Genomic DNA, 22,694 nt, shown 5'->3' with positions numbered 1-22,694 from the left:
GGAGGCCATTTAAGTCATGTCGACCGCTGTGTGAAGAGCGACGCTCGCAGCCACTTCCGAATGCTCCGACTGAAAGTGACCGACATGACGTTTCCAATCGACCGAAACACCGTTGCTCTTGCGGGGGTCTGCCTCGCCTCGCTGCTGTTCGGCCTCGAAATCTCCAGCGTCCCGGTGATCCTGCCGAAACTGGAAACCGTGCTTGGCGCTGATTTCAAGGATCTGCAATGGATCATGAATGCCTACACCATTGCCTGCACCACGGTGTTGATGGTGACGGGGACATTGGCCGACCGTCTCGGCCGCAAACGCGTGATGGTGGGCACCACCGTCGCCTTTGGCCTCGCCTCCCTGCTATGCGGTCTCGCAACGAGCGCTCCGCTGCTGATCATCGCCCGGTTTCTTCAGGGCCTGGCGGGCGGAGCGATGTTTACCTGCAGCGTGGCGGTGTTGTCCCACCAGTTTCAAGACGGCAGTGAACGCGGCAAAGCCTTCGTCGCCTGGAGCGTCGTCTCGGGCATCGGCCTTGGCTTCGGCCCCGCCATTGGCGGATTGATTGTGACGCTGTCGAGTTGGCAATGGGTGTTCCTCATCCATGTGCCGCTTGCCGTTCTTGCCTTGGCTTTCATCGGCGCCGGTGTCACCGAATCGCGCGATCGCAACGCGCAGAAGCTTGACCGGGCCGGCATATTGACGCTGTCGTTCGCGGTGTTCGGCTTCTCCTATCTGATCACGCAAGGGGCCGATCTGGGCGCTGGCGCGCGCATCGGCGTGGCAAGCGCGGCCGTGCTGGCCTTCGTCGCGTTCCTCGTAGCCGAGAAGATCAATCCCTATCCGATGTTCGATTTCTCCGTTTTCCGCATCCGCCAATTCTCGGGAGCGATCATGGGCGGCATCGGCATGAATTTCAGCTACTGGCCGTTCATCATCTATCTGCCGATCTATTTTTCGGGGGTCCTCGGTTACGACAGCACCACGACCGGGCTGTTGCTGCTCGTCTACACGCTACCCTTCATGCTGATGCCGTCGATCGCCGAGCGCCTGCGGGCACGCTATCAGGCGCGGGTGGCGATCCCGCTCGGCTTGTTGACATTGGGGGTCGGTTTCATCGCCATGTGGATAGGTTCCGGGCTCGAGGGCAACTGGCTGACCATGCTGCCCGGCACGCTGATCGCCGGCATCGGCATCGGCCTGACCAATTCGCCGACCACCAACACCACGACCGGCTCGGTGTCACCCGATCGTGCCGGCATGGCGTCCGGCATCGATATCAGTGCGCGGCTGATCACCCTTGCCATCAACATCGCGGTGCTGGGACTGCTGCTGACGCAAGGGATCGTTTCTTATCTGCGCAATGCCTTCGGCACGGCTATCGACCCGAACGAACTGCGCGCCCTGGCAGAGAAGATCGCAGCCGGCAATCTCGACGGCCTGGCGCAATACTCGCCCAAGCTTGCGACCCTCGACCCGACGGGCGCCATCGTTCATGCCTCCCTGGTCAACGGTTTTGGCTGGGTCATGCTCTATAGCGGGATCGGCGTTCTGGCTCTTGCCGTCATCAGCTTTGCTATCTTCGGTCCAAAACATGTCGCGCCGCAGCAGCGAAGCGGGCGTCCTGCGCAGGGTGCTGGCGAGGTGCGCTCCTAGCAATGCCTTGCGGCTCGGCCTCAGGACGCCGAGCCGCTCGTCACCCTTGCCGTCTCGCCATGAAGGCCAGCCGTTCGAACAGATGCACGTCCTGCTCGTTCTTCAGCAGTGCGCCATGCAGCTTGGGCAGCGCGTTCTTCGGGTCGGCGCGCAGATCCTCGGGCGCGATGTCGTCGGCGACCAGCAGCCTTATCCAGTCGAGCGCCTCGGAGGTCGACGGCTTCTTCTTCAGCCCCGGCACGTCGCGGATTTCGTAGAACTGAGTGAGCGCCGCCCGCACCAGATTCTGCTTGATGCCGGGATAGTGCACATCGACTATCCTGTGCAGCGTCTCGACGTCGGGAAAGCGGATGTAGTGGAAGAAGCAGCGGCGTAGGAAGGCGTCCGGCAGCTCCTTCTCGTTGTTGGAGGTGATGATGACGATCGGCCTCACCGCGGCGCGGATCGTCTCGCCGGTCTCGTAGACGAAGAACTCCATCCGGTCGAGTTCCTGCAAGAGGTCGTTGGGAAATTCGATATCGGCCTTGTCGATCTCGTCGATTAGGAGGACGACCTTCTTGCCGGCGGCGAAGGCTTCCCACAATTTGCCGCGCTTGATGTAGTTCTTGATATCGTTGAACCTGGTATCGCCAAGCTGACTGTCGCGCAGCCGCGACACGGCATCGTACTCGTAGAGGCCTTGCTGCGCCCGCGTCGTCGATTTGACGTGCCATTCGATGAGTTCCAGCCCGAGTGCCGCCGCCACTTGCCTGGCAAGCTCCGTCTTGCCGGTGCCGGGCTCACCTTTGACCAGCAAGGGCCGTTCCAGCGCGATCGCCGCGTTGACCGCCACCATCAGATCCTTGTCGGCGACGTAGGCCGCAGTGCCTTCGAAACGCATTTTTGCTCCTTGGTTCAGTACGGACGACCGTAAGGAGACGGCTTGGCCCATGCAAGGGTGGGTTGGCGGCGGCGAAGTGTGAAGTCGGCAGGGCAAGAGCGCCAACTCTCTGGCGCCAAGTCTCTGGCGCTTGGGAGGGCATCGGCCTATATTGGGGCTGACGGTCTGCGCTTCCCGGCAGGAGACACTTTTCCCCGGGGCCTTAACGATCCTTAGGGAGCTGTCCCTGGGAAGACCCGTGGGTTTTCTCACACGGCGCCCACCTACTTTGTAGGCACCCGGGATCGACTTCTCCACCGGTTGTGTGGATCGTCACTTATTCGCCACATCCACGTATTTCGTGGATCATGCGATGGAAAACGTCGCTCCCAAAACGTCCATTCAGGTCTGGCTTTTTCTAGCGTCTGCGCATGGCATCCTCAAAAGACCTGAAAAAACAGCTGCGCAAGGAAGCACTTGGCCGCCGCGACGCGCTCGATGAATTCTGGCGGGTGGAAGTCGCGCTCGATATGGCCGAAACCGCGCGCGACCAGCTTGCCATCGAGCCAGGCCAAATCGTGTCCGGCTTCTGGCCAATGCGCTCGGAAGTCGATGTCCGGCCGCTGATGTTCGCCTTGCGCGAAAAGGGCGCACGGCTCTGCCTTCCGGCGATCCTCGACAAGACGACCATCGTCTTTCGCGAATTGGTACGCGGCGCGCCGATGATCGATATGGGATTTGGCACCGTCGGGCCGCATGAGGAGGCCGAAGTTCTTGACCCCTCCGTCATGCTGGTGCCGCTCGCCGGCTTCGACGCGCGCGGCCACCGCATCGGTTACGGCGCGGGCTATTATGACCGTGCGATCGCCAAGCTTGTCGACAAGGGGCATGCGCCCCGGCTGATCGGCATTGCTTTCGACTGCCAGGAAGTGACGATGGTTCCCAATGAGGACCATGACGTCATCATCCCGGAAATACTCACCGAGAGCGGGTTGCGCCGGTTCGAGCCAGAATTGTAGATAGTTCTTTGGAACGCATGATCTTTGCCGAAAGTCATGCCACTTTTCGGGGTCAAGCGTGATGAGACTTCTCTTCCTCGGCGACATGGTCGGCAAGACAGGCCGCACGGCGGTGTGGGAGCAATTGCCGGGCCTGATCTCGGACTTCAAGCTCGATTTCGTCATCGTCAACGGCGAAAACGCGGCCGGCGGCTTCGGCATCACCGAGGAGATTTTTCGCGAGACCATCGCGGCCGGCGCCGATGTCGTCACCACCGGCAACCATGTCTGGGACCAGCGCGATGCGCTCGCCTTCGCGCCGCGCGAAGAGCGCTTCCTGCGCCCCTCCAATTTTCCCAAGGGTACGCCAGGGCGCGGCTCGGGCGTCTACATCGCCAGGAGCGGCGCGCGCGTGCTGGTCGCCAACATCATGGGCCGGGTGTTCATGCATCCCGAGCTCGACGATCCCTTCCAGGCTGGCGAGCGCGAGCTTGCCGCCTGTCCGCTCGGCGAGCAGGCGGATGCCGTGGTCATCGACTTCCACGCCGAGGCGACCTCCGAAAAAATGTGCTTCGCGCATTTCGTCGACGGTCGCGCCAGCCTCGTGGTCGGCACTCACACCCACCAGCCGACCGCCGATCACCATATCCTCAATGGCGGCACCGGCTACATTTCCGACGCGGGCATGTGCGGCGATTATGATTCGTCGCTCGGCATGGACAAGGAGGAGCCGCTCAACCGGTTCCTGTCGAAAGTGCCGAAGGGGCGTTTCGAGGCGGCGACCGGACCCGCGACCTTGTGCGGCGTCGGCGTTGATATTTCCGACCGCACGGGGCTGACCGAGAAGATCGCGCCGTTTCGCCGCGGGCCGCGGCTCGAGGAAACGGCGCCGTCCTTCTGGACGTGACATTGATATAGGGGCTCTCAATACCTAACTGCCGGCGACACTGCTCTAGATCGTAGAGGGGACGACCTCCATGCAGCTTATCGAGTTCCTGGCGCCGCACTTCGCCTTCGTGTCCGATCCCACCGCCTGGGTCGCGCTGTTGACCCTGGTGGTGCTCGAGATCGTGCTCGGCATCGACAACCTGATCTTTATCTCGATCCTGACCAACAAGCTGCCGGAAGCACAGCGAGCCCGCGCCCGCCGGCTCGGCATCTCGGCGGCGCTCGTCATGCGGCTGGTGCTGCTCGCCACCATCTCGATCATCGTCCAACTGACGGCGCCGGTCTTCACCGCCCTTGGCCACGGCTTTTCCTGGCGCGACCTGATCCTGATCGCCGGTGGCCTGTTCCTGGTGTGGAAGGCGACCAAGGAGATCCATCACACGGTCGACCCCGACGACCACCAGGACACGATGCTGGGCGAGACCGTGCAGATGAGCCTTGCCGGCGCCATCTTCCAGATACTGCTTCTCGACCTTGTCTTCTCCATCGATTCCATCATTACCGCCGTCGGCATGACCGACGAGATCGCCATCATGTACATCGCCGTCATCGTGGCGGTTACGGTGATGATGCTGGCGGCTACGCCGTTGGCGAACTTCATAGCCAGGAACCCGAGCATCGTCATGCTGGCGCTGGGCTTCCTGTTGATGATCGGCATGACGCTGATCGCCGACGGCATGGGCTACCATGTGCCCAAGGGTTATATCTACGCGGCGATGGGTTTTTCGGCGCTCGTCGAAGGCCTCAACATGCTGGCGCGGAACCGCAAGAAGGCGAAGTCCGGCGGCGGGCATTGAGCCTGACGACATGGCCAATGCCGAGTTCAGGCTGACTCTTACGAAATTGTACGTACAATATCGTAATCGATGGTGCTGCTTTGCGGTTCGAATGGGATGCTGAAAGAGCCAGGCGCAAACTTGCCAAGCTCGGCATCGGATTCGATCTCGCGCAGAAGGTGTTCGATGATCCGCTTTATCTCATCGTGCCCGACCGGTTTGAAGATGGTGAGCAGCGTTGGCACGCTATCGGGACGATCGATGCCGTAGTGGTCATGCTGGTTGTCCACACATATCCTGATCGCGAAGATGAAGGACGAGTTAGGATTGTTGGTGCCCGGAAAGCGACAGCGCATGAAAGGAGGCGCTATGAGCAAGAAGGACCTTAGTCAGGATCAGCGCAACCAGCTCGCCAAGCTGGCTGGTTTGCCTGACAGCGAAATTAATACTTCCGACATCCCAGAAGTTCCGGCGGAGAATTGGATTCATGCTCGTCGTGGACATCTTTACAGACCACTCAAGCAGCCAGTGACAATCAGACTCGATACTGACGTGCTATCGTGGTTCAAGGAGCATGTCGGGGGTGGTGGTTACCAGACCGAAATCAATCGTGTGCTCCGCCATCACGTGATCGAGCAGGAAAAGCGTAAAACCTGAGCCGGTTCAACTCCCCGGTGCGCCCTTCGGGTGACGGTCGCCGATCAGGCCTAGTGTCAGGCCTTGTTCGAGCCAGGCCTTGGCGCCGGCCAGAACGAGCGTGAAGCCGCCGGTTGAATCGACCGCCTGTTTCGCCTGTTCGTCGCCATTGCCGGCAAAGCCGAAATTGTGGACCTCCAGGAAGGTCGCGTCACCTGGCATTTCGGTGAAGGTCCAGATCACCGTGGTCGGCGGATCGCTCCATTGCATGACGATCTTTTCGTTGACGACGATCTCGCTGGCGACCACCGTCGTCGAGACGCCATACATGCGCCACTCCCATTGAACCGGCTTGCCGCCGTCCAGCCTGCCGCTGGAATGGGTGAACCAGAATTTCGTGGTGATCTCCGGGTCGACGATGGCCTCGAAAACGTCGGAGACCGGCCGCCGGATCAGCATGGCGGCTTCGGCCGTCGGTGTCTCGCGGATTTCCATAGCGTTCTCCCCTGCCGAACACGCCTTCACCAGGCGTCGGGCTCCCGCACCATGTGAACGATGTTGGCGGGGCTGGTGATCCAGAAACCACGGAAGCCCTCTCCCCGCGGCTCGATGACGTCGCATCGCTCGACGCCGGCCTTGGCGAGATGATCGGCGGCGCCCGGGAAATCCCCGGTGAACAGTCCCAGCCAGGATCTCGGCCTGGCCCGGTCCTGCTACGGTAGATTGATCTGCCAGGAAACGCCGAACCTGTCGTTCAGCCAGGCGAAACGGCGGCTGAAGCCGTAATTGCCGGTCGGCATCAGAAACGTGCCGTTTTTGGACAGGGCCTCGACGATGCGTTCCAGCTCTTCTTCGGTGGAACAGTCGACGAAGAGCGAGACCGACGGCGTGAAGGTGAAGGCGTGGTGCACAGGGCTGTTGAAGATCATGACCTCCGTGCCGCCGATGGATGCGCGGGCCAGCTTGACTGCCCCTTCGAGTCCGTCCTCGCCTGCACCGTAGCGCGTGAGGTCGAGGACACGGCTCTCCGGGATGGTTTCGCAATAGAAGGCCATGGCCTCCTCGGCCTTGCCTTCGAACATCAGGAACGGAGTTACTTTCACGGCAGGCCTCCCTTCGCTCAAATGTTGGTCTCGTTGGCAGGCTCGCCCTTCATCTCGCTGCGGTAGTAGCCTTCGCGCAAATTGATGCCGTGTTCGACATAGGCCTTCATGCAGGCCAGCATCTGCGACCAGCCCTCGCAATTGAGATAGGACTTCTTCAGGCCGACCGCGTCCTCGTGCCAGCCGGCCTCGGCGATGGTGACGAAGGTGCCGCCGTCGTCGAGCGGCTCGAAATTCATCTCGATGCGGGTCTTGTAGGCCGGCTTTCCCTCTTCATCGGTGGCATCCCAGCGCAGCACGATGCGGCTGTCCCTGACGATTTCGTCTACTTCGACCGGCACCTTGCCCCACCACACGACATTGGCGCCCGGCACCAAGGGCGCGCTGGCACCGCCGATGGTGGTGAAATAGGAGCTGAGCTTCTTCGGATTGACGACCGCGTCGAAGACGTCGGCGACCGGTTTGCCGATGCGTCCTGAAACCCTGAAACCAAGAGACATATCCACAGTTCCTTCCTTGATTGATAGGAGCTTATGTTATAAAAACATAACATGTCAAGCCGATCGCAAGACGACAATGTTTTCAAGGCGCTGGCGCATCCGCGTCGGCGCGAGATGCTGGATCTGCTGAAGGACGCGCCAAAGACGACCGGCATGCTGTGCGAGGCGTTTTCCGACATCGACCGCTGCACCGTCATGCTGCATCTCAAAGTGCTGGAAGAGGCCGATCTCATCGTGGCGCGGCGCGAGGGGCGCGAGCGCTGGAACCATCTCAATGCGCTGCCGATCAAGCAGATACACGACCGCTGGATCAGCCAGTACGCAGGCCATGCGCTTAGTATCATAGACCGGCTGAAGTCGGATCTGGAGGGGTGAACAGCCGTCACGGCTTTTGCCGTGCGTGGTAAAGCGCGGCGCGGCTGGACGAATTGAGCCGATTTATCTATAAGCCGGCCATTCCGACAAAGAGCGCCATACGTCCATTCGGACGCAGCAGGGACGTTCTGACATTTTGAATTCGAGCATTGCGGAAGGCGGGTCATGCATCTCGCCGCGCGATGCTCTAGCCGAACACGACAGGGGTGCCATGGCTGGCCATTCACAGTTCAAGAACATCATGCACCGCAAGGGCCGTCAGGACGCGGTGCGGTCGAAAATGTTTTCCAAGCTGGCGCGCGAAATCACCGTCGCGGCCAAGAGCGGGACCCCCGATCCGTCGATGAATCCGCGCCTGCGCCTTGCCGTGCAGAACGCCAAGGCGGTGTCGATGCCGAAGGACAACATCCAGCGCGCCATCAACAAGGCGTCGATGGGCGACGCCGAAAATTACGAAGCCGTGCGCTACGAGGGCTACGGTCCCGGCGGCGTCGCCGTGATCGTCGAGGCGCTGACCGACAATCGCAACCGCTCGGCTTCGAATGTGCGCGCCGCCTTCACCAAGGCCGGTGGGGCGATGGGCGAAACCGGCTCGGTGTCGTTCATGTGGGATCGGGTCGGCGAAATCTATTATCCGGCATCGGCCGGCAGCGCCGACAAGGTCATGGACGCGGCAATCGAAGCCGGCGCCGATGACGTGGAGTCGGACGAGGAAGGCCACACCATCTATTGCGCCTTCGAAAACCTCGGCGAGGTGTCGAAGGCACTCGAAGCCTCTCTCGGCGAGGCGGAATCGGTGAAGCCGATCTGGAAACCGCAGAACAATGTTCCGGTCGATGAAGAACGCGCCCAGTCGCTGATGAAGCTGGTCGCCACGCTCGAGGACGACGATGACGTTCAAAGCGTCTACGCCAATTTCGAGGTCGACGAGGAGACCATGGCCAAGCTCAGCGCTGCGTGAGCAAAGCCTGACATGATCGAAAAACCGCTGCCCACCATCCGCATCACCTATTGCACGCAGTGCCAGTGGCTGCTGCGTGCCGGCTGGATGGCGCAGGAACTGCTATCGACATTCGGCACCGATCTGGGCGAGGTGACGCTGGTGCCCGGCACCGGCGGCGTCTTCACCATATCGTGCAACGAGGTGCTGGTCTGGGACCGCAAGCGCGACGGCGGCTTTCCGGATGCGGCAAAACTCAAGCAACTGGTGCGCGATGTCATCGACCCGGACCGCGATCTCGGTCATTCCGACCGCAAGGCGAAGAGCTGAGACTTCCGCAGAAGCCGGACGTCATTTTCCTCGCCTCTGCCCGAAAATCGCGCCGATCCCCGCGCCGATTGCTATGCCCATGCCGATGCCGACGGCAGGGTCATCCATCGCTGCGCCACAGACAGCGCCGAGGCCGATCCCCGCGGCAATGCCCAAGGCCATGGTGGAATGCGGGTCGTTCACGGCGCTTCTCCCGACAAACACGCCTCGGTTGCCGCGATGCCGAACGCGGCGGACCGAGACATGTCAACGCGCGGCGAACCAGAAGGATGCCAGCGCGGTGATGGCGGTGATCGCGCGCACGTGGTTCCACATCACCCAGTCCCTGAGATAGGTGGTCCATACAGCAGCGCCGTTGCTGCTGGCCGGATCGATGGCGGCCAGCGCGTCGTTGAGCGGCACGTTGAAAACCATCGTCACGATCGGGTTGCCGACGAGATAGATGACTGCGCCGGCCAGCAGCCAGAAGGAGCCTGGCTGCTGCCAGCCGATGATGGCGCCGGCGATCAAGACAAGGCAGATCAGGCCGGTGCCGAACAAGGCGGTCATGAACATCGGCGTGATGACGGTGATGTTGATCGAGTTCATGGCGGCGATACCGCCCGCGGCAGGCAGGCGAGCCATTGCCGGCATGACGAAGTTGGAAAAGGCGAAGAACACGCCGCCAACAACGCCCGAGCCGATAGCGGCGATGAAGATGAGGGTGGGAAGTAATTTCGGGATCATGTCAGTTGCTCCAGATGCCGGTTGCGGCGGTTTCAGTCGCAATGGGCAGAAAAGTTTTGGGGGGTGGCCGGGCACCTGTTCGACGCCTTCAAATCAATTATCCCGTCTGCTTCTTTCAAAACATGAGAAATCCTCATATTTGCAAAACGTGATAAACCCTCGTATTTTGCGAGTCAAGTCATTTCTGGGTGGCATTGCCGCCCGGCATCTGTTGAAGAGCCATGGAAAAAACCGCCACGTCCCCACCGGAACAGGTCGCCACGCCACGCCGCGCGCCGAGCCAGCAGCGCAGCCGTGAACGGGTCGAGCGCATGCTCGCCGCCGCCTCGGCGCTGATTGCGGAGCAAGGCAGCGATGCCATGCGCATGGGCGAGGTGGCGGAGCGGGCTGGGGTGTCGATCGGCTCGCTCTACCAGTTCTTCCCCGACAAGCGGGCGATCGTCTGGGCGCTGGCCGAGCGCTACACCGCCGAAAGCCAGGCCTGCATTTCAGCCGCGCTCAAGGACGTCGGCGACGCCGAGGGCCTTCGGCGGGCGTTCTCGGAACTGGTGGACATTTATTACCACCTGTTCCTGGCGGAGCCGGTGATGCGCGATATCTGGTCGGGCACGCAGGCCGACAAAGCGCTGCGCGAACTGGAGCTTGCCGACAGCCGTGCGAACGCCGAATTTCTCACTGCGGCGCTCAAACGCCTGCGGCCCGATGCCGATGCCGTCGCGCTGGAGACGACGGCGTTTCTCGTCTGGCAGATGGGCGAGGCCGCCATGCGGCTGGCGATCTCGGTCGAGCGGAAGGAGGGCGACAGGCTGGTCGCCGCCTACAAGCGCATGGCGCTCAGGGAATTGCTTGCGGAATAGGATGCTCTCACCCGCCCCCTCGTGGGGAGGGTCGCTGCGAAGCAGCGGGGTGGGGGCAGCGCCGACCCACCCGACCTTCGGTCCGACCTCCCACACGGGACCGACAAGGGGGAGGTGGAGGCAAGCGCCAGCGTGAAGGGACGTGCATTGGCCAACAAAAAACCCGCCACGGGGGCGGGTTCTCTGGTCTGCGAAAAGCTGATGAGGCCTAGAGGCCGAAACCTTCGAAGCGCTTCTTGAACTTCGACAGGCGGCCGCCGCGGTCGAGCAGGGTCTGCTGGCCGCCGGTCCAGGCCGGGTGCGTGGTCGGGTCGATGTCGAGGTTCATCGTATCGCCTTCCTTGCCCCAGGTCGAACGGGTCATGTACTCGGTGCCGTCGGTCATGACGACCTTGATGGTGTGGTAGTCGGGATGGATATCGGTCTTCATGGCTCGGTTCCTGGTTTGCCGGGTGCGGCTGACGGGCTGAAAGCCTGCGTCGATGCGCCCCTTTTTAAAACTCGAAGCCGCAGCTATTGAGGAGCCACGGCTTCTAAAACGGTCGGCGAGCCTATACATCAGCCGGAATTGAATCACAAGGCCGCGGCAAGCGCATATTGAGGCGCATAGCTGAAGGCGGCCAAGAGGAAAGACCAGGATGGCGCAAACCAGCAGCGCAGACGAGCGCCGGCGCTCGCTCAAGCCGCTCAGACGCCTGTTTCCCTACATCGGCCGCTACCGCACATTGGTGGCGGGCGCCGTCATCTCGCTGATCGTCGCGGCGGTGACGACGCTGGCGCTGCCGCTGGCGGTACGGCGCATGATCGATCATGGGTTCACGCCGTCCGGTTCCTCCTTCATCGCCGAATATTTCGCCGCGCTGGTGGCGATGGCCGCGCTGCTGGCGGCGGCATCGGCGGGCCGCTACTATTTCGTCATCACGCTCGGCGAGCGCGTCGTCGCCGATATCAGGCGCGATGTCTTTGCCCATGTGACGAAACTGTCGCCGGCCTTCTTCGACACTGCCCAGTCGGGCGAGATCGTGTCGCGGCTCGCCGCCGACACCACGCAGGTCAAATCGGCGGTCGGGGCGACCGCTTCGGTGGCGCTGCGCAATGTCATCCTTGGCCTCGGCGCGGTCGCGATGATGGTTTTCACCAGCCCGAAACTGTCCGGGCTGGTCATCGCAGCCATTCCAATCATCGTGCTGCCGCTGGTCGCCTTCGGCCGCTCGGTGCGGCGCAAGTCAAGGCAGGCGCAGGACACGCTGGCCGATGCCACCGCCTATGCCAGCGAGCAGATCGGCGCGGTGCGCACATTGCAGGCCTTCACCAATGAGACGCTGGTCACCGGGCGTTTTTCGGGTGCCGTCGAGGCTGCCTTCGAAGCCGCGCGCGCCTCGATCTTCGCGCGCTCGTTCCTCACCTTCTTCGCCATCTTCACGATTTTCTCCTCGGTCGTGGCGGTGCTGTGGTTCGGCTCGCGCGACGTGCTCGACGGCAATCTGTCGCCGGGCACGCTAGGCCAGTTCCTGCTCTATTCGGTATTCGCCGCCGGTGCGCTCGGCGCGCTATCGGAGGTCTGGGGCGAATTGGCCCAGGCAGCAGGTGCCGCCGAACGGCTGACCGAAATCCTGGCCGAGGAGCCGGCGATCGTGGCGCCTGCCAATCCCAGGCCGCTGCCGGTGGCGAGCAAGGGAGCGATCAGCTTCGAGGCCGTGTCCTTTTCCTACCCGGCCCGGCCCGACCGCGCCGCCGTCCACGGCCTGAGCTTCTCGGTCAAGCCTGGCGAGACGGTGGCGATCGTCGGTCCCTCGGGAGCGGGCAAGAGCACGGTGTTCTCGCTGATCCTGCGCTTCTACGATCCGGAGACCGGCAGGATCCTGATCGACGGCGTCGACATCCGCGAAGCCGACCCCCTTTCGATACGGCAGCGCATCGCCATCGTGCCGCAGGACGTCACCATCTTCGCGGCCAGCGCGCGCGACAATATCGGCTTCGGCCGGCCGGGCGCCAGCGAGTCAGAGATCGAAGCGGCGGCAAAGGACGCGCTGGCCGACGAATTCATCCTCAAGCTCGAGAAGGGCTATGACAGCCAGGTCGGCGAGCGCGGCGTGACGCTGTCGGGCGGGCAACGCCAGCGGGTGGCGATCGCCCGCGCCATCCTGCGCGACGCGCCGATCCTGTTGCTCGACGAGGCGACCTCGGCACTCGACGCCGAAAGCGAGACGCTGGTGCAAATGGCGCTGGAGCGGCTGATGCGGGGCCGCACCACGATCGTCATCGCGCACCGCCTGGCGACGGTGCTGAAGGCCGACCGCATCCTGGTGATGGATGGCGGCCGCATCGTCGAGGAAGGCACGCATCAGAGCCTGGTGACCAAGGGCGGCATCTATGCCCGGCTGGCCAAGCTGCAGTTCGAGACCGGCGCCAGCGCCTTCAGGGGCGCGGCTGAGTAGCGGCGACGCTGGGCGTGCTCACGCGGCTCCATACCGTTTGCGCAGGTGGTCGGTGAAATAGACGGCATTGAGCTTTTCACCGGTGGCGCGTTCGAGCAGGTCGGGCGTCGACCAGCGCGATCCGTGCGACCATATGTTCTTGCGGCGCCAATCGTTGATGGCACCGAAATTCCCCATGGCAAGATCGTCATCGGCCGACGGATGCTCCCGCGTCAGCGCCGCCCATTGCTGCGCCGCCATTATCGCGCCCAGCGTGTAGGAGGGAAAGTAGCCAAAGGCGGCAGCAGGCCAATGCACGTCCTGCATCGGCCCGTCCGCGGGGTTGTCGATGGTTGAGAGGCCGAGATAGTCGCGCATCCTGGCGTCCCAGGCCTCGGGCAGTTCGGCCACCTCGAGCCTGCCGGAGACGAGCTCCTGCTCCAGTTCATAGCGCAGGATGACATGCAGCGGATACGTCACCTCGTCGGCATCGACACGGATCAGGCCGCGCTCGACATGGTGGACATGCGGCAGGATGTCGTCGAGCGACCAGATTTCGCCGAGATGCTTTTCCACGACCGGCAATGCCCAACGCCAGAAGGCGGGATTGCGCCCGATCTGCTTTTCAACGAACAGACTCTGGCTTTCATGCACGGCCATGCCGCGCGCCTTGCCGAGCGGCCAGTGCGACCAGGCCTTCGGCAGGTTCTGCTCGTAGAGTGCGTGGCCGGTCTCGTGCAGCACGCCCATCAGCGCCGACAGGAAATCGGAAGTCTTGTAGCGGGTGGTGATGCGCACGTCGCTCGGCACACCGCCACAGAACGGATGGTGCGACACCGACAGCGAGCCGTGCGTCAGGTCGAAGCCGACCGCCGCCATCATGGCAAGGCCGAGTTCACGCTGCCTGTCGATCGCGTAGCTGCCCGCAAGCGGCTTCAGCGGATGCTTGCGCAGCCGCGCTTCCTGCGCCGCCAGCGCTTCCGGCACGAACCCCTTGAGGAAAGCCTTCAAGTCGGCGAACACCGGGGTGATGTCGGCGGTGCGGTTGCCGGGGTCGTATTGCTCCATCAGCGCGTCGTAGGGGGCGAGGCCGAGGATGTCGGCGCGCAGGGCCGCCTCTTCGCGCACCAGCGCCACCACGCCTTCAAGCGCCGGCAGGAAGCCCGCCCAGTCGTTCTTGGCCCGCAGGTCGCGCCACAGCTGCTCGCAGCGCATGCGGGCGGTCGTCTGGCGTTCGACGAATTCGACCGGCAGGCAGGTCAGGTTGGTGTATTGCCGCCGCAGTTCGGCCAGCGCCGCCCGCTGTTCATCGTCAAGCGCCTCGCCTTCGGCGGCGGCGATCCAGTCCGCTATTTCCGGCGCGGTCGCCCTGGTGTGGTACATGCCGGCAAGTGCCGCCATGGCCTCGGCGCGCTTCTCGCCGCCACCGACGGCCATGTGGGTCGCTTCATCGGCGCCGAGGATGGCCAGCGCGTGCTCCAGGGCTTCGAGCTTGTGGCCGAGGTCATCGAGTTTTTGAAAGGACATGGCGGCTTCCGTGATTGGGAAGGGCGAAAAAGATACCAACGCCGGCGCGTTTGCAACCCTCACGCGCCGTCCGGCAGATGCGCCTTGCGCTGGCGAGCCGACGCGTGAAATGCTGCCCGACGATACATCACGAGGGAATACGATGATCGGCAACATCCTGGTCGGGCTGGTGGCTTTGATCCATGTCTATATCGTCTATCTGGAGATGGTGCTCTGGGATACGCCGCGCGGGCACAAGGCATTCCGGCTGACGCCGGAATTCGCCAGCGCCTCGAAGGTGCTTGCCGCCAATCAGGGTCTCTATAACGGCTTTCTCGCCGCCGGCCTGATCTGGGCCCTCTACCTCGGCACGGCCGGTTTCCAGGTCAAGGTTTTCTTCCTGCTCTGCGTGGCCGTTGCCGGGCTCTACGGGGCGGCAACGGTCGGTCGCAAGATCCTGTTCGTGCAGGCCGCGCCGGCAGCGGCTGCCTTGGTAGCGGTCTGGCTCGGCTGGTGAGGAAAAGAGGCGCCTGCGGGATTGGGTCCCGTAGACGCCAGGTGGTCCCTTCCTTTTGGGCCGCGATCAGAATGGCCTCAGCCGTTCGGATAGTTCCCGCCGTCGGCGCCGTCGCCCATCAGGAAACCGCTACCGATGTCGACCCTCAGCCGCTGGTCGACATTGTCGAGACGGCGCAGCAGGTCATGATATTGTGCGGCCGGTATCCTGCCGTGATCCGACGAGGCTATCTTCTCCGCCGCCTGACCTATGCGAGCGGTGCGCATCTCCAGGCGCTCCGCCGCGGCCGGGGTGATGTTGTTGGCCTGTCTGGCGGTGATTATGCCCTGATGCACGCCTTGAACCTGTTCAATGAGAGCCTCGACACGCGGGCCGGTCATGTCGGTTGGGTCGGTCGCGTCGAGCGCGCCCTTGTGGTGACCCGCGGCGTAGGCGCCGGCAAGCGGGGCGGCGACAAGAATCGCGGCAAGGGTTGCAGTCTTGAGAGATGCTGAAGAGCGCATGACGGCGCCTCCTTTTGCTGCGGAAAAGAACGGCTCTGCCGTTCCGCTTCCGGACGATGCGGGCCGTCCAGTTCCGTCGCGTCGCGATGGGAGGCATCGCCGGCGGTTCTCGGCCCTGCGCAGCACGCTAGGAGCGCTTTGCGGCGAAGTGTAATTAAAAAAAGATAATCTTTTCAGGCCTTGCCGGTGCACAACTGCGCCCTAGAGTTGAGCCGGCGAACAAATTCGCGTGAGATCGCGTGATGATGGATCACCGTTCGGTGAGCTTCAGTTCGATCCGGCGGTTCTTGTTGCGCGCCTCTTCGGTGTCGGCGGGATCGAGCGGCTGGAACTCGCCGAAGCCGGCGGCGACCAGCCGGTTGGCCGGCACGCCGTTCTCGATCAGGAACTTCACCACGGAAGTGGAGCGCGCCGTCGACAGCTCCCAATTGTCGCGATACCGACCGGTGCCGGACAGCGGCTTGTTGTCGGTATGGCCGTCGACGCGCAGCACCCAGTTGATCTCCGGGGGAATCTCCTTCTGCAACTCGATGATGGCGTCGGCAAGTTTCTTCATCTCGACCTTGCCGGCATCGTTGATCACCTCCGAGCCGGTCGGAAACAACACTTCCGACTGGAAGACGAAGCGGTCGCCGACGATGCGGATGTTCTCGCGGTCGGCGAGGATTTCGCGCAGGCGGCCGAAGAAGTCGGAGCGGTAGCGGTTGAGTTCCTGCACGCGCTGCGCCAGCGCCACGTTGAGGCGGCGGCCAAGGTCGGCGATCTTGGTGTTGGAATCCCGGTCGCGGGCCTCGGAGACGTTGAGCGCGTCCTCGAGCGCGCCGATCTGCTTGCGCAAGGCCGCGATCTGCTGATTGAGGATCTCGACCTGGCTCAGCGCCTGCTGGCTGATCTGGCGCTGGCTGTCGAGCTCGCCCGTCAGCGCCGCCGCGCGCTGGTTGGCCGCGTCGCCGGCGCCCGCACCTTGCGCCAGCAGCTGCTGGAGCCGGCTCTTCTCCGCTTCGGCCGCCGACAGCGATGCCTGCAGATTGGCGAGCGAATCCTCCTTGTCCTGTGTCGTGGAACGCTCCAGCGCCAGAAGCTGCGTCAGTTCGTTGATCTGCGAATTGAGACGCGACAGCACGGCGTCCTTGCCGGAGATTTCGCGGCCGAGCAGGAACTGCGCCAGCACGAAGACGGTGAGCAGGAACATGATGGCCAGAAGCAGCGTCGACAACGCGTCGACGAAGCCCGGCCAATAGTCGATGCGGCGGTCGGCGCGCCGGCTCCTGGCGAGCGCCATGCTAGTGCACCCCGGTCTTCTTCAGGGCGTCGGCGATCTTTTCCAGCGTGTTGCGCATCGCCTTTTGTTCATCCGACTGTGCTTCGACCCAGTCGCGCATGATCTGCTGCTCGGAGCGCATGTTCTTGACCAGGCCGGAAATGCCGTCGGCGAGATTGGCCATGGCGGTGGCGACGCGCGGATTGGAGCCGCCGCCATTCTCCTGCATGCTGCGCAGCCGCTCCGACAGCAGGCGGATTTCATCGGAAGGCTCGGTCCGGACCGCGTCGGAGACGACGATGTCGGACGACAGGTCGGTGACCGAGGACAGCCAGTTCTCCAGTTCGGTGTAGAAGCGCGTCTGCGCGCGGCCGGCCTGCAGGTCGAGGAAACCGAGAACGAGCGAGCCGGACAGGCCGAACAGCGACGACGAGAAGGCCGTGCCCATGCCGGCGAGCGGCGCCGACAGCCCTTGCTTCAGCGAATCCAGCACAGCGGCGGCATCGCCCGTGCCGGGATCGAGCGACTCGATGGTCTCGCGGATGGAGCCGATCGTGTTCAGCAGGCCCCAGAAGGTGCCGAGCAGGCCAAGGAACACCAGGAGGCCGACGAGGTAGCGCGAGGTGTCGCGGCTTTCATCGAGCCGCGTGGCGATGGAGTCGAGCATGGTGCGCATCGAGCTGGTCGAAAACGCCATGCTCGACGAGCGGCCGATCATCGCCTTCATCGGCGCCAGCAGCACCGGTTCGGTGATCTCGGAACCGGCGCGGAAGGAGTTGACCCAGCGCACTTCGCGAAACAGCCGCCCGACCTGGACGAAGGCCAAAAGGATGCCGACGGCAAGCACGCCGATGATCAGGCCGTTGAGCCCGGGATTGGTGACGAAGGCGGTCGAGATCTGCCGTGTCAGGATCGCTGCGATGAAGGCGACGATGGCCAGGAAGATGACCATGGTCAGGAGAAAGACCTGCGGGCTCGACAATTTGTGTGGATCGTAGATCAGCACGTCGGAGCGCCTGCCCATGCCGAAGGATCTGAGAAAAGCCATCCGTGCCCCGTTTCCGATGCCGCTGCCGCCGATCACGTCGTCGGCGACTCTAAACGGAATTGTGACCAAATTGAATGGTGCTTGGCAATATTGCCGCCAGCAGTTTCAGAGACGGTTGATGACCAGGCAATCGACCATCGCCGCCAGATGCAGGCCTGCGCCGGTGACCACGAAACCATGCCACAGCGCGTTGTGGAAGCGCAGCCCCTTCCAGGCGAAGAAGATCACGCCGCAGGAATAGACGACGCCGCCGGCGACGATGAGCACGATCGCCGTCGTCGGCAAGGTAGCGACGAGCGGCTCGACCAGGACGATGCCGCTCCAGCCGATGGCGAGATAGAAGACGATCGCCAGCCGGTCGAAGCGGCCGGGGAAAAACACCTTTATGGCGATGCCGATAATGGCCGCGGTCCAGACCAGGACGATCATCCAGCCGGCCAGCGCCGAGCCGTCGAGCTGCGCGAGAAAGGGCGTGTAGGTGGCGGCGATGAGCAGATAGATCGCAGCGTGGTCGAAACGCCGCAAAATCCATTTCACCGGCGAAGTCACCGGCCATAGATTGTAGGTCAGCGACACCGAGAGCACGGTGAGCAGCGACACGACATAGAAGGCGGCGGCGATGTATTCGCCCGGTCCGACCCGAAAGGCGGCCAGCGCCAGCAGCGCCGAACCGGCCGCGATCGCCAGCACGATGCCGACGGCATGGACGATGCCGTCGGCGATCATCTCGGCACGCGAATAGTGCCATCGTCCGACAAAGGGGATCTCGATCTGCGGCGGCGTCTTGATCATCATCGTCCTGCGTCAACCCTATCTGGGCAAGCGCCGGACAGTATTTCAAGCTTTGTTTGCCGTTTTGCGACTGCGGCGCTTCAGCGCGGCGGGGATTTGATATTACTCCGCGCTTATTCCTGCTTCAGCGGGCAGCGAGCGGCTTTTTCACGGCCTTCAGGAGGGCGCGCTGGATGATCTCGTTGCCGGCGACGACCGAACCGTTGTCGAGCATGTCCTGGCCGCCGTCCATGTCGGAGGCGAACCCTCCTGCTTCACGGATCAGCAACAGGCCGGCTGCGATGTCCCAGGGCGACAGGCCGACTTCCCAGAATCCGTCCATGCGGCCGGCGGCGACGTAAGCGAGATCGAGCGAGGCCGAACCCAGGCGCCGGACGCCGGAAACCTCGGCCATGACATTGCGTAATTCGATCAGGAAATTGCCATGCTGGCCACGCCCCAGATGCGGCACCCCGCAGCCGATGACGGTGTCGATGAGCTTGGTGCGGCCGGCGACACGCAGGCGGCGGTCGTTCATGAAGGCGCCGCCGCCGCGCTCGGTCGTATAGAGCTCGTCCATGGCCGGATTGTAGATCACGCCGGCCACGATCTGGCCCTGGCGCTCGAGCGCGATCGAGACAGCGAAAAGCGGAATGCCGTGCAGGAAATTGGTGGTGCCGTCGAGCGGATCGACGATCCAGCGGTGCTGGCTGTCATCGCCGGCGATCGTGCCGCGCTCTTCCATCAGGAAGCCGTAACCGGGCCGCGCCTTCGACAGTTCGGCAAAGACAATATCCTCGGCCTTGCGGTCGGCCTGGCTGACATAGTCGCCCGGTCCCTTCATCGAGACCTGCAGGTTCTGGACCTCGCCGAAATCGCGCGACAGCGAGCGGCCGGCCTTCATTGCGGCCTGGACCATGACGTTGAGAAGGGCTGAGCGTGCCATCGTAACTCTTCCTGCTGCCCGCGCTTTAACCTTTGTCCTGATGCATGTCGGTGACCCGAAACCTGGGCCACCTCTGGGCGACATGCATCAGTCGGCGCGGCGCATATAAGTGATTTCATTGGTGTCGACGACGATGCGTTCCCCCGCGCCGATGAATGGCGGCACCAGCACGCGAATGCCGTTTTCCAGCACCGCGGGCTTGTAGGAAGAGGCCGCCGTCTGGCCCCTTACCACCGGGTCCGCTTCGGTGATGGTCAGCGTTACCTGGTCGGGGAGCGAAATGCCGATAGGCCTTTCCTCGTAGAGCTGGACCGTCACCATCATGCCGTCCTGCAGGAAAGCGGCGCGGTCTCCGACGAAGTCCTTCGCCAGCTCGAGCTGCTCGTAGCTCTCGGTGTCCATGAACACCAGGGCGTCGCCCTGCTCGTAGAGGAAGGAAAAATCCTTGAGATCGAGCCGGATCTGCTCGACCGTCTCTGCCGAACGGAAGCGCTCGTTCAGCTTTGTGCCGTTGATGAGGTTCTTCAGTTCGACCTGGTTATAGGCGCCGCCCTTGCCCGGCTTGACCGTGTTGGTCTTGACGGCCACCCACAGGCCGCCATCGTGCTCGATGACGTAGCCGGGACGGATTTCGTTGCCGTTGATCTTGGCCATGATGATGTGATCCGGGAATGAGATGTTCGCAAGACAGCGATTTCGGGCCTCCAAGACCACAAATCGCCCGAAGAGGCAAGCTGGCGCTGATCGGGTGTCCCGTGGCGGCGGCTCAATCGAAGCGCACGATGGTGCCGCGTTGCGGCGTCTTGTCCTGCGAGAAATCGAGCATGACCTCGTCGACATAGCACCAGCCCCACGTCTCGGGCGGGTCGTAGGCCTCGATGACCGGATGGCCGGTCGCCCGGTAGTGGCCGGTGGCGTGACGGTTCGGAGAACTGTCACAGCAGCCGACATGGCCACAGGTGCGGCACAGCCGCAGATGCACCCACCAGGAACCGGTCTTCAGGCACTCCTCGCAACCTTCGGCGCTTGGCGTTACCTCGAGGATGAAGCTGCCATGCGTGCATCGTTTGTCGGGCGAAGCCATTTCATTGCCTCCTTGGAGAAGCGATGCCGCGATATAAACCCTCAACCGCTCTCATCGAAACCGCGGCGACCGCTTCGGTAATGATATCGAAGACTTTTGCCAGCCGACGGATCTGCGACGACCGCATGATAGCCATCTGCATGGAAAGATCGAGGTCACTTGCCTCGACGAGCATCGCGCGATGACTTCCGCTGGATTTCCGCTGATCGCGTCAGGGCAGGCGGTTTGCCTTCTGCAGTGCCTGCTTGGTCTGGTCGTCGCTCAATCCTTGCAGGAAATCGTCCATCTCGGGGTCGATGAGGCCGGCGCGGCGGGCGACGATGTACCAGGCGCCGGCAAGCACGAGGTCCGGCTCGGTGCCGATGCCTTGCATATAGAGTTTCGCCAGGCGGTTCTGGGCGGCGACATTGCCGCCTTCGGCGGCCTGCTTCATCCAGCCGAAGGCGGATTTCAAATCACGCCCGCCGCCGCGGCCCTCGATCATCCAGGTGGCGAGGTCGAGTTGCGCGGTGTCATAGTTTTGCCGCGCGGCCTGAGCCAGCAGGCGCCGGGCCTGGGCGTCGTCGCGCGATTTGCCGCCGACGCCGTTGGCATAGATCTGTGACATCGCATACTGGGCGTCGGCGAGGCCGGTCGCCGCGGCGCGCTCGTAATAGGTCACGGCCTTGGCGATGCCGGCGTCGCCGGGGTCCTGCTGGACCAGCATCTGCGCGAAATTGAATTGTGCCAGCCGGTTGCCCGCTTCGGCGGCGGCCTGCATCAGCGCATAGGCTTCCTTTTCGTCCTTTTTGACGTAGCGGCCGTCGAGCAGCATCAGCGCATATTGGAACTGCGATTCCGGCACCCCTTGCTCGGCGGCGGCTGCGTACCATTTCGCCGCTTCGGCCGCATTGAGGGGCACGCCCAGTCCGCGCGACAGGATCTCGGCCACCAGCGTCTGCGCCGCCGGGTCGCCGTTTTGCGCCCGCACCAGCGCGAGGTTGTAGGCGGTCTTGTAGAGTCCGCGCTGGAAAGCCCCGTAGGCCGCATCCGCCGGCTTGGCGCCGAAGCGGTCGGGATTGATCGCGTCGGCCGAAGGCAATGGCGCTGGCTCGGCGGTGGTGGCGGGCTGCGGCAACTGCTTTTCGATCGGCTTGTCGGTATGCACGCCGGCATCCGGCTTAGGGTGCGGCGAAGGAATCGTTTCGGCGGCAGCGGCCTGGATCATGACCGCAGCAAGCAGGGCCTGAAGGGGAAGCCTTGCCGAAGACACGTCAGTCCTCGAAACGCGGTGCGGTTTCGTCGAGCAGCGCATTGGCCCGCGCGATCGCCGCCTTGGGATCGACGCCGTCGGCGAACACCGCACTCGACAGGGCGACGAACTCGGCGCCCGTATCTGCGACGGTTTCGATCGAAGCGAGCTCCGATCCGGCCATGACAATGCAGGGGATCTGAATCATCTGCGCCCACCATTGTCCCAGCGCCAGGTTGCGCGGATGCGGATCGGGCTTGTTGTCGTAGCCGAAGCGGCCGAAGAAAATATAGTCGGGCCTGACTTCGCCGAGTTCGAGCGCGTCATCACGTGTCTTGGCGCCGCCGGCGCCGACCATCATTTTTGCCTGGAAATGCTCGACCGTCTCGGCGAGCTCGGCCTTGGAGACCTCGACATGAATGCCGTCGGCCTGGACACGCCCGGCGATGCGCGTATCGCCGGCAATGACGACCGCGATGCCGGCCGCCTGTGCCGCCGGTACGATTTCGGCGGCGAAGGCCTGGAAGGAAGCTTCGTCCATGTCGTTCTGCGGCAGGATGAGCGAGGCGACGTCGCCGCCCTCGAAGGCCGAGACGATACGGGCGGCCGGCACGCCAGATGGCGCGATCAGCACGATGCGGCAGCGATTGGGGGGCGTTGCGTCGTTCATGGTCTTCGATCCCGGGTTTCGCCTATGCCGGGCGAAGATGGTTGG

Annotated in this window: 30 protein-coding genes and 1 other RNA gene; 13 read left to right on the top strand and 18 right to left on the bottom strand. The window is 63.2% G+C overall.

Annotated elements, in window-relative coordinates; genetic code table 11:
• Positions 1-84 precede the first annotated feature (84 nt).
• Positions 85-1,647, top strand: a complete 1,563-nt coding sequence (locus tag LB541_RS06650; protein ID WP_224618076.1) for an MFS transporter — start codon at positions 85-87, stop codon at positions 1,645-1,647.
• Positions 1,648-1,687: 40 nt separating this feature from the next.
• On the opposite strand, the gene LB541_RS06645 is transcribed toward LB541_RS06650, so the two are convergent.
• On the bottom strand, positions 1,688-2,527 hold the full coding sequence (locus LB541_RS06645; RefSeq protein ID WP_140493116.1) for an AAA family ATPase: 840 nt from the start codon (positions 2,525-2,527) through the stop codon (positions 1,688-1,690).
• Between the two features lie 159 nt (positions 2,528-2,686).
• On the opposite strand from LB541_RS06645, the gene ssrS reads away from it, so the two are divergent.
• The 6 genes from ssrS (at position 2,687) to LB541_RS06615 (ending at position 5,885) form a co-directional block, all read left to right on the top strand.
• Positions 2,687-2,842: non-coding RNA, 6S RNA (gene ssrS / locus LB541_RS06640), on the top strand.
• 95 nt (positions 2,843-2,937) lie between these two features.
• Positions 2,938-3,525, top strand: coding sequence for a 5-formyltetrahydrofolate cyclo-ligase (locus LB541_RS06635; RefSeq protein WP_140517540.1), 588 nt, complete (start codon positions 2,938-2,940; stop codon positions 3,523-3,525).
• 61 nt (positions 3,526-3,586) lie between these two features.
• The gene (locus LB541_RS06630) at positions 3,587-4,411 is read left to right on the top strand and encodes a YmdB family metallophosphoesterase (protein ID WP_140493122.1); all 825 of its coding nucleotides are present in this window, start codon (positions 3,587-3,589) and stop codon (positions 4,409-4,411) included.
• Between the two features lie 70 nt (positions 4,412-4,481).
• The gene (locus tag LB541_RS06625; RefSeq protein ID WP_140517541.1) at positions 4,482-5,249 is read left to right on the top strand and encodes a TerC family protein; all 768 of its coding nucleotides are present in this window, start codon (positions 4,482-4,484) and stop codon (positions 5,247-5,249) included.
• An 80-nt stretch (positions 5,250-5,329) separates the two neighbouring features.
• The gene (locus tag LB541_RS06620; protein ID WP_140525035.1) at positions 5,330-5,617 is read left to right on the top strand and encodes a BrnT family toxin; all 288 of its coding nucleotides are present in this window, start codon (positions 5,330-5,332) and stop codon (positions 5,615-5,617) included.
• The gene (locus tag LB541_RS06615; RefSeq protein WP_140525036.1) at positions 5,598-5,885 is read left to right on the top strand and encodes a BrnA antitoxin family protein; all 288 of its coding nucleotides are present in this window, start codon (positions 5,598-5,600) and stop codon (positions 5,883-5,885) included. The genes LB541_RS06620 and LB541_RS06615 overlap by 20 nt, the downstream gene beginning before the upstream one ends.
• A gap of 6 nt (positions 5,886-5,891) precedes the next feature.
• Here the strand turns inward: LB541_RS06615 and LB541_RS06610 are convergent, their stop codons facing one another.
• The 3 genes from LB541_RS06610 to LB541_RS06600 all read right to left on the bottom strand — a co-directional run bounded on the left by LB541_RS06610 (position 5,892) and on the right by LB541_RS06600 (position 7,467).
• Positions 5,892-6,359, bottom strand: a complete 468-nt coding sequence (locus LB541_RS06610) for an SRPBCC family protein (RefSeq protein WP_140554908.1) — start codon at positions 6,357-6,359, stop codon at positions 5,892-5,894.
• Positions 6,360-6,577: 218 nt separating this feature from the next.
• Positions 6,578-6,967 carry a VOC family protein gene (locus LB541_RS06605; protein WP_224618075.1) on the bottom strand — a complete coding sequence of 130 codons (390 nt, stop codon included), beginning with the start codon at positions 6,965-6,967 and terminating at the stop codon, positions 6,578-6,580.
• Between the two features lie 17 nt (positions 6,968-6,984).
• Positions 6,985-7,467: an SRPBCC domain-containing protein gene (locus LB541_RS06600; RefSeq protein ID WP_140493137.1), complete on the bottom strand. Its 483-nt coding sequence runs from the start codon at positions 7,465-7,467 to the stop codon at positions 6,985-6,987.
• A 51-nt stretch (positions 7,468-7,518) separates the two neighbouring features.
• Between LB541_RS06600 and LB541_RS06595 the strand changes: the two genes are divergently transcribed.
• The 3 genes from LB541_RS06595 to LB541_RS06585 all read left to right on the top strand — a co-directional run bounded on the left by LB541_RS06595 (position 7,519) and on the right by LB541_RS06585 (position 9,112).
• The gene (locus LB541_RS06595) at positions 7,519-7,842 is read left to right on the top strand and encodes an ArsR/SmtB family transcription factor (RefSeq protein WP_140566820.1); all 324 of its coding nucleotides are present in this window, start codon (positions 7,519-7,521) and stop codon (positions 7,840-7,842) included.
• A gap of 211 nt (positions 7,843-8,053) precedes the next feature.
• Positions 8,054-8,803 (top strand): YebC/PmpR family DNA-binding transcriptional regulator, encoded by a 750-nt coding sequence (locus LB541_RS06590; RefSeq protein WP_140493143.1) that lies wholly within the window; start codon positions 8,054-8,056, stop codon positions 8,801-8,803.
• Positions 8,804-8,815: 12 nt separating this feature from the next.
• Positions 8,816-9,112: a SelT/SelW/SelH family protein gene (locus tag LB541_RS06585; RefSeq protein ID WP_140493146.1), complete on the top strand. Its 297-nt coding sequence runs from the start codon at positions 8,816-8,818 to the stop codon at positions 9,110-9,112.
• 21 nt (positions 9,113-9,133) lie between these two features.
• On the opposite strand, the gene LB541_RS06580 is transcribed toward LB541_RS06585, so the two are convergent.
• Both LB541_RS06580 and LB541_RS06575 read right to left on the bottom strand, forming a co-directional pair.
• Positions 9,134-9,295, bottom strand: coding sequence for a hypothetical protein (locus LB541_RS06580; protein ID WP_181168316.1), 162 nt, complete (start codon positions 9,293-9,295; stop codon positions 9,134-9,136).
• Between the two features lie 63 nt (positions 9,296-9,358).
• Positions 9,359-9,838 (bottom strand): DUF1772 domain-containing protein, encoded by a 480-nt coding sequence (locus LB541_RS06575; protein ID WP_181167604.1) that lies wholly within the window; start codon positions 9,836-9,838, stop codon positions 9,359-9,361.
• A 221-nt stretch (positions 9,839-10,059) separates the two neighbouring features.
• On the opposite strand from LB541_RS06575, the gene LB541_RS06570 reads away from it, so the two are divergent.
• Positions 10,060-10,695 carry a TetR/AcrR family transcriptional regulator gene (locus tag LB541_RS06570; protein ID WP_140624972.1) on the top strand — a complete coding sequence of 212 codons (636 nt, stop codon included), beginning with the start codon at positions 10,060-10,062 and terminating at the stop codon, positions 10,693-10,695.
• Positions 10,696-10,903: 208 nt separating this feature from the next.
• Here the strand turns inward: LB541_RS06570 and rpmE are convergent, their stop codons facing one another.
• Entirely contained in the window at positions 10,904-11,125 is a 222-nt protein-coding gene (gene rpmE, locus LB541_RS06565; protein ID WP_006327661.1) for a 50S ribosomal protein L31, read from the bottom strand.
• 208 nt (positions 11,126-11,333) lie between these two features.
• On the opposite strand from rpmE, the gene LB541_RS06560 reads away from it, so the two are divergent.
• Entirely contained in the window at positions 11,334-13,133 is a 1,800-nt protein-coding gene (locus LB541_RS06560; protein ID WP_140493152.1) for an ABC transporter transmembrane domain-containing protein, read from the top strand.
• Positions 13,134-13,151: 18 nt separating this feature from the next.
• Here LB541_RS06560 and LB541_RS06555 read toward each other — a convergent pair whose 3' ends face one another.
• Positions 13,152-14,639 carry a carboxypeptidase M32 gene (locus tag LB541_RS06555; protein ID WP_140525040.1) on the bottom strand — a complete coding sequence of 496 codons (1,488 nt, stop codon included), beginning with the start codon at positions 14,637-14,639 and terminating at the stop codon, positions 13,152-13,154.
• A 142-nt stretch (positions 14,640-14,781) separates the two neighbouring features.
• Between LB541_RS06555 and LB541_RS06550 the strand changes: the two genes are divergently transcribed.
• Complete coding sequence (locus tag LB541_RS06550) at positions 14,782-15,135, top strand: DUF1304 domain-containing protein (protein WP_140493158.1); 354 nt, start codon at positions 14,782-14,784, stop codon at positions 15,133-15,135.
• Between the two features lie 77 nt (positions 15,136-15,212).
• Here the strand turns inward: LB541_RS06550 and LB541_RS06545 are convergent, their stop codons facing one another.
• The 10 genes from LB541_RS06545 to LB541_RS06500 form a co-directional block, all read right to left on the bottom strand.
• Positions 15,213-15,638, bottom strand: coding sequence for a hypothetical protein (locus tag LB541_RS06545; RefSeq protein ID WP_140493161.1), 426 nt, complete (start codon positions 15,636-15,638; stop codon positions 15,213-15,215).
• A 250-nt stretch (positions 15,639-15,888) separates the two neighbouring features.
• Positions 15,889-16,920 (bottom strand): peptidoglycan -binding protein, encoded by a 1,032-nt coding sequence (locus LB541_RS06540; RefSeq protein WP_140493164.1) that lies wholly within the window; start codon positions 16,918-16,920, stop codon positions 15,889-15,891.
• 1 nt (position 16,921) lies between these two features.
• Complete coding sequence (locus tag LB541_RS06535; RefSeq protein ID WP_140493167.1) at positions 16,922-17,947, bottom strand: MotA/TolQ/ExbB proton channel family protein; 1,026 nt, start codon at positions 17,945-17,947, stop codon at positions 16,922-16,924.
• A gap of 105 nt (positions 17,948-18,052) precedes the next feature.
• Positions 18,053-18,739 (bottom strand): PAQR family membrane homeostasis protein TrhA, encoded by a 687-nt coding sequence (gene trhA, locus LB541_RS06530; RefSeq protein WP_140493526.1) that lies wholly within the window; start codon positions 18,737-18,739, stop codon positions 18,053-18,055.
• Between the two features lie 124 nt (positions 18,740-18,863).
• Positions 18,864-19,664 (bottom strand): inositol monophosphatase family protein, encoded by an 801-nt coding sequence (locus tag LB541_RS06525; protein ID WP_140493170.1) that lies wholly within the window; start codon positions 19,662-19,664, stop codon positions 18,864-18,866.
• An 87-nt stretch (positions 19,665-19,751) separates the two neighbouring features.
• Positions 19,752-20,318 (bottom strand): elongation factor P, encoded by a 567-nt coding sequence (gene efp / locus LB541_RS06520; protein ID WP_140493174.1) that lies wholly within the window; start codon positions 20,316-20,318, stop codon positions 19,752-19,754.
• Between the two features lie 112 nt (positions 20,319-20,430).
• Positions 20,431-20,748, bottom strand: a complete 318-nt coding sequence (locus LB541_RS06515; RefSeq protein ID WP_140525042.1) for a UBP-type zinc finger domain-containing protein — start codon at positions 20,746-20,748, stop codon at positions 20,431-20,433.
• 1 nt (position 20,749) lies between these two features.
• On the bottom strand, positions 20,750-20,923 hold the full coding sequence (locus tag LB541_RS06510) for a hypothetical protein (RefSeq protein WP_181165380.1): 174 nt from the start codon (positions 20,921-20,923) through the stop codon (positions 20,750-20,752).
• 36 nt (positions 20,924-20,959) lie between these two features.
• Positions 20,960-22,000 carry a tetratricopeptide repeat protein gene (locus tag LB541_RS06505; protein WP_140517548.1) on the bottom strand — a complete coding sequence of 347 codons (1,041 nt, stop codon included), beginning with the start codon at positions 21,998-22,000 and terminating at the stop codon, positions 20,960-20,962.
• Position 22,001: 1 nt separating this feature from the next.
• A complete protein-coding gene (locus LB541_RS06500) occupies positions 22,002-22,649 on the bottom strand; it encodes a thiamine phosphate synthase (RefSeq protein ID WP_140566831.1) in 648 nt (215 codons plus the stop codon).
• Positions 22,650-22,694: the final 45 nt, after the last annotated feature.

It is taken from the genome of Mesorhizobium sp. BR1-1-15, from assembly GCF_020165475.1.
Classification (GTDB): Bacteria; Pseudomonadota; Alphaproteobacteria; order Rhizobiales; family Rhizobiaceae; genus Mesorhizobium.
Note: the sequence above shows the minus strand (reverse complement) of the source record. Positions and strands in the feature narration are given on the sequence as shown.

Coding starts and splice junctions, on each gene's coding strand:
- LB541_RS06645 (WP_140493116.1), bottom strand. CDS start 2,527: ATGCGTTTCGAAGGCACTGCGGCCTACGTCGCCGACAAGGATCTGATG.
- LB541_RS06545 (WP_140493161.1), bottom strand. CDS start 15,638: ATGCGCTCTTCAGCATCTCTCAAGACTGCAACCCTTGCCGCGATTCTT.
- LB541_RS06630 (WP_140493122.1), top strand. CDS start 3,587: ATGAGACTTCTCTTCCTCGGCGACATGGTCGGCAAGACAGGCCGCACG.
- LB541_RS06615 (WP_140525036.1), top strand. CDS start 5,598: ATGAGCAAGAAGGACCTTAGTCAGGATCAGCGCAACCAGCTCGCCAAG.
- LB541_RS06635 (WP_140517540.1), top strand. CDS start 2,938: ATGGCATCCTCAAAAGACCTGAAAAAACAGCTGCGCAAGGAAGCACTT.
- LB541_RS06570 (WP_140624972.1), top strand. CDS start 10,060: ATGGAAAAAACCGCCACGTCCCCACCGGAACAGGTCGCCACGCCACGC.
- LB541_RS06550 (WP_140493158.1), top strand. CDS start 14,782: ATGATCGGCAACATCCTGGTCGGGCTGGTGGCTTTGATCCATGTCTAT.
- LB541_RS06500 (WP_140566831.1), bottom strand. CDS start 22,649: ATGAACGACGCAACGCCCCCCAATCGCTGCCGCATCGTGCTGATCGCG.
- rpmE (WP_006327661.1), bottom strand. CDS start 11,125: ATGAAGACCGATATCCATCCCGACTACCACACCATCAAGGTCGTCATG.
- LB541_RS06595 (WP_140566820.1), top strand. CDS start 7,519: ATGTCAAGCCGATCGCAAGACGACAATGTTTTCAAGGCGCTGGCGCAT.
- LB541_RS06540 (WP_140493164.1), bottom strand. CDS start 16,920: ATGGCGCTCGCCAGGAGCCGGCGCGCCGACCGCCGCATCGACTATTGG.
- LB541_RS06510 (WP_181165380.1), bottom strand. CDS start 20,923: ATGCTCGTCGAGGCAAGTGACCTCGATCTTTCCATGCAGATGGCTATC.
- LB541_RS06535 (WP_140493167.1), bottom strand. CDS start 17,947: ATGGCTTTTCTCAGATCCTTCGGCATGGGCAGGCGCTCCGACGTGCTG.
- efp (WP_140493174.1), bottom strand. CDS start 20,318: ATGGCCAAGATCAACGGCAACGAAATCCGTCCCGGCTACGTCATCGAG.
- LB541_RS06625 (WP_140517541.1), top strand. CDS start 4,482: ATGCAGCTTATCGAGTTCCTGGCGCCGCACTTCGCCTTCGTGTCCGAT.
- LB541_RS06525 (WP_140493170.1), bottom strand. CDS start 19,664: ATGGCACGCTCAGCCCTTCTCAACGTCATGGTCCAGGCCGCAATGAAG.
- LB541_RS06650 (WP_224618076.1), top strand. CDS start 85: ATGACGTTTCCAATCGACCGAAACACCGTTGCTCTTGCGGGGGTCTGC.
- trhA (WP_140493526.1), bottom strand. CDS start 18,739: ATGATCAAGACGCCGCCGCAGATCGAGATCCCCTTTGTCGGACGATGG.
- LB541_RS06515 (WP_140525042.1), bottom strand. CDS start 20,748: ATGGCTTCGCCCGACAAACGATGCACGCATGGCAGCTTCATCCTCGAG.
- LB541_RS06575 (WP_181167604.1), bottom strand. CDS start 9,838: ATGATCCCGAAATTACTTCCCACCCTCATCTTCATCGCCGCTATCGGC.
- LB541_RS06610 (WP_140554908.1), bottom strand. CDS start 6,359: ATGGAAATCCGCGAGACACCGACGGCCGAAGCCGCCATGCTGATCCGG.
- LB541_RS06555 (WP_140525040.1), bottom strand. CDS start 14,639: ATGTCCTTTCAAAAACTCGATGACCTCGGCCACAAGCTCGAAGCCCTG.
- LB541_RS06590 (WP_140493143.1), top strand. CDS start 8,054: ATGGCTGGCCATTCACAGTTCAAGAACATCATGCACCGCAAGGGCCGT.
- LB541_RS06585 (WP_140493146.1), top strand. CDS start 8,816: ATGATCGAAAAACCGCTGCCCACCATCCGCATCACCTATTGCACGCAG.
- LB541_RS06560 (WP_140493152.1), top strand. CDS start 11,334: ATGGCGCAAACCAGCAGCGCAGACGAGCGCCGGCGCTCGCTCAAGCCG.
- LB541_RS06600 (WP_140493137.1), bottom strand. CDS start 7,467: ATGTCTCTTGGTTTCAGGGTTTCAGGACGCATCGGCAAACCGGTCGCC.